The 14,162-nt window shown below is 68.1% G+C and carries 12 protein-coding genes; 9 read left to right on the forward strand and 3 right to left on the reverse strand.

Annotation, left to right across the window (positions count from 1 at the left end; translation table 11 throughout):
* Nucleotides 1-13: 13 nt before the first annotated feature.
* Nucleotides 14-316, reverse strand: coding sequence for a rhodanese-like domain-containing protein (locus F8O06_RS03310; RefSeq protein WP_158037420.1), 303 nt, complete (start codon nucleotides 314-316; stop codon nucleotides 14-16).
* Between the two features lie 151 nt (nucleotides 317-467).
* On the opposite strand from F8O06_RS03310, the gene F8O06_RS03315 reads away from it, so the two are divergent.
* The 3 genes from F8O06_RS03315 (at nucleotide 468) to F8O06_RS03325 (ending at nucleotide 3,680) form a co-directional block, all read left to right on the forward strand.
* On the forward strand, nucleotides 468-1,514 hold the full coding sequence (locus F8O06_RS03315) for a 3-isopropylmalate dehydrogenase (RefSeq protein WP_225733352.1): 1,047 nt from the start codon (nucleotides 468-470) through the stop codon (nucleotides 1,512-1,514).
* 200 nt (nucleotides 1,515-1,714) lie between these two features.
* Nucleotides 1,715-2,818: a branched-chain amino acid aminotransferase gene (locus F8O06_RS03320; protein WP_225732976.1), complete on the forward strand. Its 1,104-nt coding sequence runs from the start codon at nucleotides 1,715-1,717 to the stop codon at nucleotides 2,816-2,818.
* A gap of 91 nt (nucleotides 2,819-2,909) precedes the next feature.
* Entirely contained in the window at nucleotides 2,910-3,680 is a 771-nt protein-coding gene (locus F8O06_RS03325) for a fumarylacetoacetate hydrolase family protein (protein WP_158037422.1), read from the forward strand.
* Nucleotides 3,681-3,713: 33 nt separating this feature from the next.
* On the opposite strand, the gene F8O06_RS03330 is transcribed toward F8O06_RS03325, so the two are convergent.
* Entirely contained in the window at nucleotides 3,714-5,177 is a 1,464-nt protein-coding gene (locus tag F8O06_RS03330; RefSeq protein WP_158037423.1) for a glutamyl-tRNA reductase, read from the reverse strand.
* Nucleotides 5,178-5,241: 64 nt separating this feature from the next.
* Between F8O06_RS03330 and hemE the strand changes: the two genes are divergently transcribed.
* From hemE to hemL, 6 genes are all read left to right on the forward strand, one after another.
* Nucleotides 5,242-6,354 (forward strand): uroporphyrinogen decarboxylase, encoded by a 1,113-nt coding sequence (gene hemE, locus F8O06_RS03335; RefSeq protein WP_158037424.1) that lies wholly within the window; start codon nucleotides 5,242-5,244, stop codon nucleotides 6,352-6,354.
* Nucleotides 6,351-7,913: a protoporphyrinogen/coproporphyrinogen oxidase gene (locus tag F8O06_RS03340; RefSeq protein WP_192496816.1), complete on the forward strand. Its 1,563-nt coding sequence runs from the start codon at nucleotides 6,351-6,353 to the stop codon at nucleotides 7,911-7,913. Before hemE ends, F8O06_RS03340 begins: the two co-directional genes overlap by 4 nt.
* Nucleotides 7,910-8,923 (forward strand): hydroxymethylbilane synthase, encoded by a 1,014-nt coding sequence (gene hemC / locus F8O06_RS03345; RefSeq protein WP_158037426.1) that lies wholly within the window; start codon nucleotides 7,910-7,912, stop codon nucleotides 8,921-8,923. Before F8O06_RS03340 ends, hemC begins: the two co-directional genes overlap by 4 nt.
* On the forward strand, nucleotides 8,920-9,861 hold the full coding sequence (locus tag F8O06_RS03350; RefSeq protein WP_158037427.1) for a uroporphyrinogen-III synthase: 942 nt from the start codon (nucleotides 8,920-8,922) through the stop codon (nucleotides 9,859-9,861). Before hemC ends, F8O06_RS03350 begins: the two co-directional genes overlap by 4 nt.
* A gap of 9 nt (nucleotides 9,862-9,870) precedes the next feature.
* Nucleotides 9,871-10,956: a porphobilinogen synthase gene (gene hemB, locus F8O06_RS03355; protein ID WP_158037428.1), complete on the forward strand. Its 1,086-nt coding sequence runs from the start codon at nucleotides 9,871-9,873 to the stop codon at nucleotides 10,954-10,956.
* A 154-nt stretch (nucleotides 10,957-11,110) separates the two neighbouring features.
* A complete protein-coding gene (gene hemL / locus F8O06_RS03360) occupies nucleotides 11,111-12,463 on the forward strand; it encodes a glutamate-1-semialdehyde 2,1-aminomutase (protein ID WP_158037429.1) in 1,353 nt (450 codons plus the stop codon).
* 640 nt (nucleotides 12,464-13,103) lie between these two features.
* Here the strand turns inward: hemL and glpX are convergent.
* Entirely contained in the window at nucleotides 13,104-14,078 is a 975-nt protein-coding gene (gene glpX / locus F8O06_RS03365; RefSeq protein WP_192496746.1) for a class II fructose-bisphosphatase, read from the reverse strand.
* Between the last annotated feature and the right edge of the window lie 84 nt (nucleotides 14,079-14,162).

Raw genomic sequence — 14,162 nt, forward strand, 5'->3', positions numbered from 1 at the left:
AGGTGAGCCTCGCTCAGTCGACGGGCAGGCCCTCTGAGGCCCAGGCGAATGTGCCGCCGCTGACGTTCGCGGCGGTGACGCCCTGCTGATCGAGCCAGAGCGCGGCCTGCTGTGAGCGTCCGCCGGCCTGACAGATGACCAGCAGATCGTCGGCGTCGGGCACGTCGCCCAGACGTGACTGCAGCTCGGAGAGCGGGATGTTCACCGCGCCCGTCGCATGGCCAGCAGCGAATTCGTCGGTCTCGCGCACATCGAGAATGACGGCGCCGGCCTGCTGCCGTTCAAGTGCCTGCTGCGGGGTGATCTGCTCGACCATGGTGACTCCTCGTGTGCGAACCCGCGCGTCGCGCGCCGATTCAGTGATCTGTCTTTTCTGACACTGTACCTGCGCTGCCGCTAGGCTGGAACACGTCATGCCCGGAGGCGCTGCAGCGCCCTGTTCGCGGGTCAATGCTGAGGAGGAAACGGTGAGCACACAGATCGATCTCGGAGTCATCGCCGGTGACGGCATCGGGCCAGAGGTGGTCGCCGAGGGGCTCAAAGTGCTCACCGCGGTCGCCGCCGCAGACGGGTTCGCCTTCGCCACGACTGACTACGATCTGGGTGCACGCCGCTATGAGCGCACCGGCGAGGTGCTCTCCGACGAGACTCTGGACGAACTGCGTCAGCACGACGCACTGCTGCTCGGTGCCGTCGGCGATCCGCGCCGTGTGCCCGCCGGCGTGCTCGAGCGCGGCCTGCTGCTCAGGCTGCGCTTCGCGTTCGACCAGTACGTCAACCTGCGCCCGGTCGAGCTCTTCCCGGGTGTGCGCTCGCCGCTCTCGAGCCCCGGTGACATCGACTTCGTGGTCGTGCGCGAGGGCACAGAGGGGCTCTACACGGGCAACGGGGGAGCGCTCCGGGTGGGCACGGAGCACGAGGTCGCCACCGAGGTCTCGGTGAACACGGCGTTCGGTGCGGCACGGGTGATCCGCTACGCGTTCGAGACGGCGGCGAAGCGCCCGCGTCATCACGTCACGCTCGTGCACAAGAAGAACGTGCTCGTGAACGCCGGCGGCATGTGGCAGCGTCTGGTCGACGAGATCGCCGCCGATTTCCCCGACGTGACCCACGACTATCTGCACGTCGATGCTGCCACGATCTTCCTGACGACCGACCCCGCCCGCTTCGACGTGATCGTCACCGACAACCTGTTCGGCGACATCCTCACCGACCTCGCTGCCGCGGTCACCGGCGGCATCGGGCTGGCGGCGTCGGCCAACATCAACGCCGACGGCACCGCACCCAGCATGTTCGAACCCATTCACGGCTCTGCGCCCGACATCGCCGACCAGCAGAAGGCCGACCCGACCGCAGCGATCCTGTCAGTCGCCCTCATGCTGCAGACGCAGGGGCATGCCGAGTCGGCCGCTCGCATCGTCGAGGCGGTACGGGCCGACACCGCGTCGCGGGCGGATGCGGTGCGTTCGACTGCCGAGATCGGCGACGCGATCGTCGCGCGACTGCGCGCCTGACCACACCGCGAGGCCTCGGTTCGACTGATCTGGGCGAGCGTACCGCGGCCTGGCGTCATGCGCGGTACGATAGAGAGCGCGGCGTCGAGGCCGCCTCGCGCGACACGATCGCGCCCCATGTGCGCCCCGCGCTCCACCATCCCCGAGCTGGCAGCTGCACCACGACAAGAACTCTGTAGACCTCTCTGAGGAAGGACGAAATGACCGAGACGAACGCGATGACTTTCGCGAAGCACCTGACCACGAACCCCACCGATGCGGCGAAGCGCAGCGAGATTCTGAAAGATCCGGGGTTCGGCGTGAACTTCTCGGATCATATGGTCACCATCGACTACAGCCAGGACAAGGGCTGGCATGATGCGCAGGTGCTGCCGTACGGGCCACTGTCGGTCGATCCGGCGGCGAGCGTCTTCCACTATGCGCAGGAGATCTTCGAGGGACTGAAAGGGTTTCGCCACGACGACGGCAGCGTGTGGACGTTCCGTCCCGACCGCAACGCCCACCGCTTTCAGCGCTCGGCCGAGCGCCTGGCGCTGCCGCAGCTGCCGGTCGACACCTTCGTGCAGTCGCTGAAAGAGCTCGTCGAGGTCGACGCCGACTGGGTGCCCGACGCTGAGGGCGAGAAGAGCCTGTATCTGCGCCCGTTCATGATCGCCACCGAGGTGTTCCTCGGCGTGCACTCGGCGCATGAGGTCAAGTACGTGCTGATCGCCAGCCCGGCGGGGCCGTACTTCAAAGACGGCGTCAAGCCTGTCAACATCTGGCTGTCGACCGACTTCTCGCGCGCGGCCCTGGGCGGCACGGGCGAGGCCAAGTGCGGCGGCAACTACGCCGCCAGCCTGGAGCCACAGGAAGAGGCCTACCGCAATGGCTGCTCGCAGGTGCTCTTCCTCGACGCCGAGACGCACACCAACGTCGACGAGCTGGGCGGCATGAACATCATGTTCGTGACCAAGGACGGCCGCCTGGTCACGCCGAAGCTCACCGGATCGATTCTGCACGGTGTGACTCGCGAGTCGGTGCTGCAGCTCGCCGAAGAGGAGTTCGGCCTGAAGACCGAAGAGACCTCGGTGTCGCTCGACTGGTGGCGCGACGGCGTGGCTTCGGGCGAGATCACCGAGATCTTCGCCTGCGGCACCGCAGCGGTCATCAACCCGCTCGCCGAGCTGCGCAGCCCGGACTTCACGATCGCAGCCCCGGCCGAGACCGCTGGCAAGATCACTTCGGGTCTGCGCAAGGCACTCACTGACATCCAGTTCGGCCGCGTCGAAGACAAGCGCGGCTGGCTGACGCGTCTGGCCTGAGCCGTTCAAGAGTCAGTCCCTCATCCGAAGGCGGCGGCACTCGTGCGAACTGCGCAGGTGTCGCCGCCTGACTTGACCAATGGAGTGAAGCATGAAGATCGCACGTTTCAGCCACGAAGGCGCTGACCCGGCATTCGGAATCATTGACGGGGACGAAATCGTCGTCCTCAGCGGAGACCCGATGTTCGCCGGCTACGACACGACGGGCGATCGCGTTCCGCTTGCCGAGGCGCACCTGCTCGCCCCGGTCATCCCTCGCTCGAAGGTCATCGCGGTGGGACGCAACTATGCTGCGCACGCGGCCGAGAAGGGCAACGCGGTGCCGACGCATCCGCTGCTCTTCTTCAAGCCGAACACCTCGGTGGTCGGCCCGGGCGACCCGATCGTGATTCCGGAGTTCGCCGGAACCGTCGAGCCCGAGGCAGAGCTGGCGATCGTGATCGGCAAGGTCGTGAAGAACCTGCCACGCGAGCACTGGCAGAAGGCGGTGTTCGGCTACACACTGGGCAACGACGTCAGCGCGCGCACGCTGCAGCAGGGCGACGGGCAGTGGGCTCGTGCAAAGGGAATGGACACGTTCTGCCCGCTGGGTCCCGTGATCGAGACCGAGCTGGATCCGGCGGCAGTGACGGTGACGTCGTCGATCAACGGCGAGGCGGCGCAGTCGGGCGAGACGAAAGACTTCATCTTCGATGTGCCGACCCTGCTGGAGTTTATCAGCCAGGCGTTCACTCTTCTGCCGGGCGATGTGATTCTGACGGGAACGCCTGCGGGCGTGCGGCCGATCGTGCCCGGAGACACCGTGACAGTCGCGGCCACGGGCATCGGCGAACTCACGAACCCGGTGCGCGCTGCACTGTGAGGTGCGGCGGTCTGCAGGTCGCCTTCTGCCGACTCAGCTCACCGAGCGCAGCGAGCCATCGTCATCGGCACGATGCGTGTGCGGCCCCAACAGCTCATGCGCGATCGGGCAGCGTCCGCAGGTCTCGGCGTCTTCGTCAGGCATGTCGACCTGGATGCCGTAGAGCGCTTCGAGCGCATCGACGAAATCGTGCGGACGATCTTCGGCCGCCAGGTCGCGCGAACGCTGCATCGACGTGTTCAGCAGCACCCCGACTAAGTGGTGCAGGGCCTTCTCAGTGTTCGCCTGGCTCGGCTCATGGCGTCGTGACCGTTCGATCTCGGCATCGAGCTTGTCGAAGAACATCGCCTTCAGCTGGGCGAGGCCGCGGCCCACACGCTGCTGATTGCGCTGCTGGTGGAAGCTCTGTGCAGCCTCGTCGACGAGCGAACGTGCGTCGTCGCTCGATCTCAGCTCGCTCAGCGGCGCATGCAGCTTGATCGTCTCGAGATCGAGCAGCTCCACCTCGGGCAGGTCGGTGACGTCGACGGCCACGTTGCGCGGCATACCGAGGTCGATGACGAGCTGGCGCGCGGGCAGGTTCGGCACTGCTGCGACCGAACCGACGGAGCTGTGATCGAAAGGGCACCCCGTGGCGTTCGCGTCGCTGCCTGTCGCCTCGACGGCGGCCCGCGACACCCCGGTGTGGGCGGCCTCGGTGCGGCTGGCGCGCAGGAGTGCGGCGTCGATCACCGTGTGCGGCGACGTCGTGCAGGTGACGATCAGGTCGGCGCAGGCGAGCTCGTGCGTGAGGCGCTCTGGCTTCACCGCGCGCAGTTCGCGCATCTCGGCGAAGTGCTCGGCGCGGCCGCGGGCCGAGTGCACGGCGATGTCTGTGACCCCGCGGGTCTTCAGCGCGGCGACGGTGACGCGTGCGTACTGCCCGGTGCCGACCAGCAGCACGCGCAGCTTCGACCAGTCCACGATGCGGCTGTCGCTGAGGTCGAGCGCCAGCTGCACGATCGAACGGCCCATGCGGCCGAGCTTGGTCTGATTCTTCACATCGCGCGAGGTCTTCGCTGCGGTCTGGAACAGCCGCTCAAGGTCAGAGGTCGTGGTGCCGATCTCGCGAGCGTGTTCGAGCGCGTTGGCGACTTGGCCAGAGATCTCTGTCTCTCCGACGACCAGCGACTCGAGCCCGGCAGTCACCGAGAACAGATGCTGGGCGGCGGCATCGCCGACATAGACCGCACTGCCGGTCTTCAGGTCTTCGTATTCGACACCGGTGTGCCCACAGACCGCCTGCCAGGCGGCCACCACCGCGAGACGGGGATCGGACCCTTCGGGCTGGCGCACATCGAGGTACGCCTCGAAGCGGTTGCAGGTGGCGACGACGACGGCGCCACTGAAGAACTCGTTTCGAGACGTGAGGGTGCGCGCAGCGTCAGCGGCGCCGGAAAGTCCCTCGAGCAGGGAGAACGGCGCGTTTTTATGACTGGACGACACGCAGAGAAGCACGTCTGACATTCTAGGCGTTTGGTGTCAATTCTCTAAATCGTCAGATGTTTGCGAGAATGGGGTCGTGAGTCTTTCTGCCGCACATCCCCTGAACCCGGTTTCTCAGGCATCGAACCCCCCGAAGTCCACGGCTGACTCGGCCCTGGTGCGCGCTCTGCGGGGCGAGCCGGTCGACCACGTGCCGGTGTGGTTCATGCGACAGGCGGGTCGGTCGCTGCCTGAGTATCGCTCGGTGCGCGAGGGCATCGCAATGCTCGACTCCTGCCTGCGGCCCGATCTCGCCGCCGAGATCACTTTGCAGCCGGTGCGCCGCCATCATGTGGATGCCGCGGTCTTCTTCTCTGACATCGTCGTTCCGCTGAAGCTTGCCGGGGTCGATGTCGACATCGTTGCGGGGCGGGGTCCCGTCTTCGGCTCGCCGGTGCGCACCGCGGCCGATGTGGATGCACTGCCCGAGCTCACCGTCGATCAGCTTGCCCCGATCGCCGAGGCCGTGCGGCTCACCGTCGCCGAACTGGGCGACACTCCGCTGATCGGCTTCGCGGGTGCGCCCTTCACTCTCGCTGCCTATCTGGTCGAGGGCGGCCCGTCGAAAGACCATCTGGCCGCGCGCACGCTCATGTTCGCCGAACCCGAGGTCTGGGATCGTCTCGTGATGAAGATGGCCGACTACTCGGCGGCGTTCCTGCGCGCGCAGGTGCTCGCCGGGGCCTCGACCGTGCAGCTCTTCGACTCGTGGGTCGGGTCGCTGGCACCGACCGTCTACCGTGCTCATGTGCGCCCGGCATCCGCTCGCGTGCTCGCCAGCGTCGCCGATCTGCGCACTGCCGACGGACGCGGCGTGCCGCGCATCCACTTCGGTCTCGCCGGGCCTGAGCTGCTCTGCGACCTGCGCGATGCGGGCGCTGACGCGGTGGGCGTCGACTATCGCACCGAACTCGCCGACGCGATCGATCGTCTGGGCGTCGACGTGCCTGTGCAGGGCAATCTCGATCCGGCGCTGTTGGGCGCCCCGGCCGCCGTGCGCGAGGCAGCGGCCGACCGCATTCTGAGAGCAGGGCAGCGAGCCGCCGGGCATGTGTTCAACCTCGGTCACGGTGTGCCTCCGGCGACCGACCCCGACGTGCTCACGCGCCTCGTCGCGCACGTGCACGCATGGGAGGCGACCGAGCGGTGACCGACGAACGCGACGCTGAGCTCGACGCCGACCTGCTGGTCGTCGGCGGGGGCATCGCCGGGCTGGTCAGCGCCTGGACGGCGGCTGAGGCCGGGCGACGTGTGACCGTGCTCGAGGCGGCAGGCCACGTGGGCGGGCCGGTTGCGGCGCACGTGCTCGCAGGCCTTGAGATGGACGCCGGCACCGAATCGTTCGCGACCCGCGGGGGGCGGGTCGAACCGCTGCTGGCCGAGCTCGGGCTGGCCGATCGGGTGGTCGAGCCGAACCCGGTGGGTGCGTGGGTCGGGTACCGCTATCAGGGACGCTTCGCCGCAAGCCGTCTGCCGCGCACAGGCATGCTGGGCATTCCGGGCGATCTCGACGAGCACGGCACTGCATACGGCGAGCTCGTCGAAGCCATCGGGGCCGAGGGGGCTCGTGCTGCTCGACGTGATCTGACTCTGCCGCCGACCGTGGGCGTCGACGCGACCGATCCCGGCGCGACGACCATCGGCGCATTGGTCGAGGCGCGCATGGGGCGTGCCGTGATCGATCGTCTTGTGGCGCCGGTCGCCGGCGGCATCTACTCGGGCGACCCGTATGAGATGCCTGCCGAGTCGGTTGCGCACGGCCTGCTCTCAGCGCTCGTCGAGGTCGGAACGCTCAGCGGCGCGGTGCGGCATCTGCAGGCGCAACGGGCTCCGGGGTCTGCTGTGCGCGGCCTCGTCGGGGGCATGCACACGCTGACCGATCGACTGCGAGACCGCATCGTCGCGGCCGGTGGCCGCATCCTGCTGCACCGAGAGGTCGACGGCATCGAACGCACGGCCGAAGGATGGCGCGTGCGGGTCGCTGCGGTCGGCGACCGCCCGAGCAGCGGGTCGCCGATGTCTCCGGGTGTGTGCGATCCCGGCTCACAGACATGTCACACCGCATCCCAGCTCGTGCTGGCGACCACGGCCGACCCTGCCCTGCGGCTGCTCGAGCTCTCAGAGGCGGGCCCGTGGGCGCATCCTGCGGCAGTCGCCCTCGTCACGCTCGTCGTCGACGATGCGCGACTCGACGTCGAACCGCGCGGCACCGGGATGCTCGTCACCGCAGATGCGCCTGATGTGCAGGCGAAGGCGATGACCCACGCCTCGGCCAAATGGCGCTGGATCGCCGACGCGGCAGCATCGGGTCACCCCGGCCGCCACGTGCTGCGACTGAGCTACGGCCGCGCGGGGCAGCCGAGCACGATGGCCGACGACGAGCTGTGCGCACAGGCCGTTCGCGACGTGCGCGTGCTCACCGACGTCGACATCGCCGATCGGGCTGTGGCGGCGACGGCGGTGCATCGCTGGCTGAACGTGCAGCCGAGTGCTCGGGCTGATGAGATCCGGCAGAGAGTGGATGCCGCAGCCGCGAACCTCCGAGACCTCGCGGTGGTCGGGTCGTGGCGTTCGGGAACCGGCCTCGCTTCGGTGCTTCCGTACGCTCGTGAACAGACACTGAGACTGCTGGCTCACCCCGAGCGCCCTCGAAACGGCACATCGGGTGCGAGCACAGCAGACACAACATATGAAGAGGTGGCAAAGTGACAGGCACGACCATTCGTCTCGGCACACGAGGCTCTCGACTGGCGGTGGCGCAGTCGCAGCTGGTCGCCGACGCGCTCGAAGAGGCGACCGGACGTTCCGTCGAGCTCGTGCAGGTGGTCACCCACGGCGATGTGTCCAAGGCATCGCTTGCGCAGATCGGCGGCGTCGGCGTCTTCGCGACCGCCCTGCGGCAGGGGCTCGCCGCCGGCGACTACGACGTGGTCGTGCACTCGTGCAAAGACCTGCCCACCGCGCAGGAACAGCACCTCGACATCGCCGCAATGCCCGAGCGAGCTGATTCGCGCGACGTGATCGTGACCCGTGGCGGTGAGGGCCTGAGCGGTCTCGTGCAGGGTGCTCGGGTGGGCACCGGGTCGACACGTCGTCAGGCGCAGCTGCGCCGGGCACGCCCCGATGTCGAGATCGTCGACATCCGCGGCAACATCGACAGCCGCATCGGTCGGGTCTACGACGATCTGGACGGCGTCGTGCTGGCCGCCGCGGGGCTGGAACGGCTGCCCTCGGCGGCCGCCCACCACCACGAGGCTCTGCCCGTCGACACCTGGGTTCCCGCACCGGCGCAGGGTGTGCTCGCCGTCGAGACGAGGCGGGGAGAAGGCAGCCTGGTCGCGACCCTCGACCATGCGCCGACGCGTCTTGCTGCGACGCTCGAGCGTGCTGTGCTCGGCGGTCTCGGCAGCGGATGCGCCGCTCCGGTCGGCGTGCACGCGATCGTCTCCTCTGACCTGCGGTCGGTCGAGCTGCATGCCCGCGTCTATGACCTGTATGACGCGCAGCACGACGTCGCCGTCGACGAGGTTCTCGAACTCGGGAAGATGCTCGGCGCGGGTGCTGCACACGGCGCCCGGCAGCTCAGTGCAGCTGGTGCGGCCGACGCAGCGGCGATCGAGGCGTGGACCGCTGCGGAGGGCGAACGCGTCGCGCAGCAGCTCATCGCTGAAGGCGCCGCCCGAATCATCGCAGCGGCAGACGCACGGAGGTCGGAGTGACCGACAGCGCAGCTGTCAGCGCCGACGCACACGAGGCTGCCAGCGCAGGGCTGCGCGGATGGCGTGTGCTCGTGCCTCGCGGAGGGCCAGGCGGTGAGCGCATCGCCGCTGAGATCGCCGCTCGGGGAGGGGAGCCGGTCGTCGCGCCGTTGATCCGCAGCATTCCGCCAGCAGACGCCTCGAAGCTCGAACATGCGGTCGAGCGTCTGCAGTCGGGAGACTACGCCTGGCTTGTGCTGACCAGTCAGCGCACGGTCGATGCCCTCGCCGACTGCGGTCTGGCGTTCTCAGCGTCTGCCGGCACGCCGCGCTTCAGCACCGCGTGCGTGGGCGCCACGACGGCCGCAGCTGCGGAGGAGCGGCTCGGCCTCGGCCCAGATCTGCTCCCGCAGAAGCAGAGTGCGCACGGCCTGCTCGACGTCTTTCCACGACCTGACCACGCTCGTGCCCGGCTTCTGCTGCCGCACTCTGCGCAGGCACATGACTCGCTCGAACGGGGGCTGCGCGCGCTCGGATGGCAGCTCGACACCGTCGACGCCTACCGCACCATCGGCATCGCACTGTCGCAGCACGCCATCGAAGACGTGCGCCGCGGAGCGATCGACGCCGTGCTCGTCACCAGCGGCACGGTGGCGCAGCAGGTCGCCATCCAGTTCGGAGCATCGGCCGCGCAGACCGTGCTCGTCTCGATCGGAGAGCAGACGACGAACGACGCCGAGACACTCGGCCTCAACGTCGCGGCGACGGCGCGCGAGCACAGCATCCCCGGTCTGCTCGACGCCCTCGCCGAGGTCGCCGCCGGCCGCCGTCGCACCGGCGCGGCCACCACCATCTCGCGTGCACCCAGCATGCGTGCACCCGACGTGCGCGCACCCGGCGCTGCGTCGGCGCACGCCGCACCTGCACGCACAACAGACATCACAGACGACAACCACTGAGGAGTCAGCATGAACGACAGCACATCTCACGACATCAGCTCTGCCCGGGGTCTGCCCGCCGGAGGATCCCACGTTCCCGGTGATCCCGGGGCCCCGGCGCTCGCGGCCTTCCCGCGTGTGCGTCCTCGGCGTCTGCGCCAGTCGCCGGCCGTGCGCCGCATGGTGCGCGAGACCCGCATCGAGCCGTCGCAGCTGATTCTGCCGCTGTTCGTGCGCGAAGACGCCACCGAGCCGGTGCCGATCTCGGCACTGCCCGGCCAGGAGCAGCACACCATCGACTCGCTGCGTCGCATCGCCGCCCGCGCTGCTGAGGCCGGCATCGGCGGCGTGAATCTGTTCGGCATTCCGGCGCACCTCGACGCCGTCGGGTCGCAGGCGGATGCCGCAGACGGCATCGTGCAGCGCGGCGTGCGTGCGATGGTCGAAGAGGTCGGCGATGCGATCGTGATCCAGACCGATCTGTGCCTCGACGAGTTCACCGACCACGGCCACTGCGGCGTGCTCGATGCGCAGGGTCGCGTCGACAACGACGCCACGCTGGAGCGCTACGGCGCGATGGCGCTGGCTCAGGCCGAGGCCGGTTCGCACATGCTCGCGCCGAGCGGCATGATGGACGGCCAGATCGGCTACCTGCGCGACGTGCTCGACGCCAACGGCCACCAGGACGTCATGCTGCTCGCCTACGCGGCGAAGTACGCATCCGGGTTCTACGGGCCGTTCCGTGAGGCCGTCGACTCGCAGCTCAAAGGCGATCGCCGCACCTACCAGCAGGATCCCGCGAACGGTCGCGAAGGCGTGCGCGAGGCTCAGCTCGACATCGCCGAGGGGGCCGACGTGGTGATGGTGAAACCGGCTGCGTCGTTCCTCGACGTGCTCTACCGGGTGTCGCAGATCAGTCCGGTGCCGGTCTGGGCCTACCAGGTCTCGGGCGAGTACGCTTCGATCGAGGCCGCCGCCGCGAACGGCTGGCTCGATCGCGAACGGGTGATCGACGAGTCGGTCACCGGCATCTTCCGCGCCGGGGCAGAGGCCCTGCTGACCTACTGGGCGCTCGAGGTCGCCGACCGTCTGAAACACGGCAGCTTCGGGGAGTGACCCTGCCGCTGCGCGCCCAGTCGGTTCGGGTGCGCACCGTCTGCGCGGTCTGCGCGCGGGCTGCAGCCGACCACACGACCACGTGGGCAACAGACGGGCGCGAGCGGCGCATCCGCAGAAATGACTTCATCACAATCGAGAGGTGACACAGAACATGACTACGAACGCAGAACTGTTCGAGCGCAGTGGGCGCATCATTCCGGGCGGTGTCGACTCGCCGGTGCGGGCCTTCGGATCGGTCGGCGGCGTGCCCAACTTCATCGCCAGCGCCTCGGGGGCGCACGTGCGCGACGTTGAGGGAAACGAATTCGTCGACCTCGTCGGGTCGTGGGGGCCGGCGCTGCTCGGCCACGCGCAGCCTGAGGTCGTGGCGGCGGTGCAGGCCGCCGCAGCTCGTGGGCTGTCGTTCGGCGCTCCGACCGAAGGCGAGGCAGAGCTGGCCGAGGTCGTCGCGCAGCGTGTGCGTCGCGGCGGGGTCGCCCCTGTCGAGCGGCTGCGCTTCGTGTCGACTGGCACCGAGGCGACCATGACCGCCATTCGACTCATGCGCGGGGCAACCGGCCGCGACCTCATCGTGAAGTTCGCCGGTCTGTACCACGGACACAGCGACTCGCTGCTGGTGGATGCCGGGTCGGGTCTCGCGACGTTCGGTTTGCCCGCCTCTGCTGGTGTGACGGCGGCGGTCAGCGCGCAGACGATCGTGCTGCCGTACAACGACATCGAGGCCGTGCGTGCGCTCTTCGCCGAGCGCGGTGACGAGATCGCCGGCGTGATCGTCGAAGCCGCTGCGGCGAACATGGGCATCGTGCCGCCGCTGCCCGGCTTCAACGCCGAGCTGATCGAGGTCGCTCATGCGCATGGCGCGCTGGTGACGCTCGACGAGGTGCTGACCGGATTCCGCGTGAGCGACGCCGGATGGTGGGGGTTCGAGAACGCCGATGCGGCCGAGCCGTACCGTCCCGACCTGATGACCTTCGGCAAAGTCATCGGCGGCGGCATGCCGATCGCTGCCGTGGGCGGCGCAGAAGAGTACATGAACCTGCTCGCGCCGCTCGGCCCGGTGTATCAGGCCGGAACACTGTCAGGCAATCCGCTGGCGATCGCCGGCGGGCTCGCCACACTGCGGCTCGCAGACGCCTCGGTCTACGAACGAGTGAACGCTGCCTCTGAGGCGCTGCAGGGCGCGGTGTCCGAGGCGCTGGACGCTGCCGGCGTCGCGCATCGCATCCAGCGTGCGGGGTCATTGTTCTCGATCGCGTTCGGTGAGCACGACGGTGCGCTGGTGAACTACGACGAAGTCAAGGCGAGCGAGACGTGGCGGTATGCGCCGTTCTTCCACGCGCTGCTCGACGGGGGAGTCGCGGCACCGCCGTCGGCGTTCGAGGCGTGGTTCGTCTCGGCCGCTCATGACCAGAGCGTGATCGATCGCATCGCCGAGGTGCTGCCTGCCGCCGCTCGTGCGGCAGCCGCTGCCGAGCGCCCTGCGACCCCGCCGATCGGCGGGTAGTGGCGGCAACCCCGGCGCGGGCAGGCTGCTCGGCGTAGGCAGCCTGACGTAGGCAGTGCCTGGCGTGAGCGGTCTGGCGCGGGCAGCGCTTGGCGTGAGCAGCCTGACATGGGCTGACCCGTTACTGAGGGCATCTGGCACAGTCGACGTCAAGCAGACGAAGACACTTCGCTGACGCCACCTGCTCAGCCAGGAGCAGATTGAGCTGAGGCCAGAGAAGACAAGAGGCTTCCGGCATTTCGCGGTGCCGGAAGCCTCTTCTGGGCTGTGTTCAGTGCACTTGCGCAGTTCCTAGGCCGGCTCACGCCCCGGTTCACCATCCCTTTTGCGCGCTGGTCTGTGTTCAGTGCACTTTCTCATTGCCCAGGCCGGTTCGTGCTCGCTGCACCACACGTTTTGCCCGTCCTGCCACTTCAAACCCGCATCGATCCATGGCAAATGCTGTCCCAGCCCATCGAGTCATGCCAAGTTCCATGTCTCGATGGTTGTTGAGGTCATTTCCCATGTCTCGATGGGTGGCGACGGCATTTCCCATGCCTGGGTGCGGCGTGATCGGCATCTGTGAGAGACAGAGATGGGGCCGCCGAACGAATCGGCGACCCCATCGAATTCAGCGGCTCGGCTCAAACGAGCAGAGCGATCACGCCCACTTCGAGGCGAGGTGATCGGCCTCGATCCAGCGCACGGTGCCCGACTTCGAGCGCAGCACGATGCTCTGCGTGTGGATGTAGCCGTTGCGCGGCCCCTTCACACCCTTCAGCAGCACGCCGTCGGTCACACCCGTGCCGACGAAGTAGGTGTTGTCGCTGGCGACCAGCTCGGAATCGGTGTAGATCTTGTCGATGTCGAGACCTGCGTCGATGCCACGCTGACGCTCGGCGTCATCCTTCGGCGCCAGACGCCCCTGCATGACGCCCTTGAACGCCTTGATCGCCGCTGCGGTGATCACGCCTTCGGGGCTGCCGCCGCGGCCGAGCAGCATATCGGCGTCGCCCCAGGGGCTTGCCGCGTTGATGCCGCCGACGACGTCGCCGTCGAGAATCAGGTTGGTCTTCGCCCCGACCGAGCGAATGCGCTCGATCAGCTCTTCGTGACGCGGGCGGTCGAGCACGATGACGGTCATCTCGCTGACGGGCTTGCCGAGTGCCTTTGCCAGCTCGCGGATGTTCTCTTCTGGGGTCATCTCGAGCGAGACGACGCCTTCGCCGATCGAGCTGGTGACGATTTTGTCCATGTAGAACACCGTCGAGGCGTCAAGCATGCTGCCGCGGTCGGCGACGGCCATGATCGACACGGCGTTGGGGCGGCCAGCCGCGGTCTGCGTCGTGCCGTCGATCGGGTCGACTGCGATGTCGGCCTGAACGCCGGTGCCGTCACCCACGTGCTCTCCGTTGAAGAGCATCGGCGCGCGGTCTTTCTCGCCCTCGCCGATCACCACGACGCCGTCGAATGCAACAGTGTGCAGGAACTGGCGCATGGCGTTGACAGCGGCCCCGTCGGCCTCGTTCTTCTGGCCACGGCCGACCCACACCGACCCGCGGATCGCCGCGGCCTCAGTGGCACGCACCAGCTCCAGCGCAAGGTTGCGGTCGGGCTGCTGAGACTGTTCAGTCATCTGAAAACTCCTAAAAGCTGCCGACCGCATTTCGATCGGCGCGTCAGCCTCCATCTTACCCGGTACCGGTGACAACGGCGGCTG

Origin of the sequence: Pseudoclavibacter sp. CFCC 14310 (assembly GCF_008831165.1) — a bacterium.
Lineage (GTDB): Bacteria > Actinomycetota > Actinomycetes > Actinomycetales > Microbacteriaceae > Pseudoclavibacter_A.

Excerpts from the sequence above, each read along its gene's own strand:
- glpX (WP_192496746.1), bottom strand. The coding sequence starts at position 14,078 with ATGACTGAACAGTCTCAGCAGCCCGACCGCAACCTTGCGCTGGAGCTG.
- F8O06_RS03310 (WP_158037420.1), bottom strand. The coding sequence starts at position 316 with ATGGTCGAGCAGATCACCCCGCAGCAGGCACTTGAACGGCAGCAGGCC.
- F8O06_RS03325 (WP_158037422.1), top strand. The coding sequence starts at position 2,910 with ATGAAGATCGCACGTTTCAGCCACGAAGGCGCTGACCCGGCATTCGGA.
- F8O06_RS03320 (WP_225732976.1), top strand. The coding sequence starts at position 1,715 with ATGACCGAGACGAACGCGATGACTTTCGCGAAGCACCTGACCACGAAC.
- hemL (WP_158037429.1), top strand. The coding sequence starts at position 11,111 with ATGACTACGAACGCAGAACTGTTCGAGCGCAGTGGGCGCATCATTCCG.
- hemB (WP_158037428.1), top strand. The coding sequence starts at position 9,871 with ATGAACGACAGCACATCTCACGACATCAGCTCTGCCCGGGGTCTGCCC.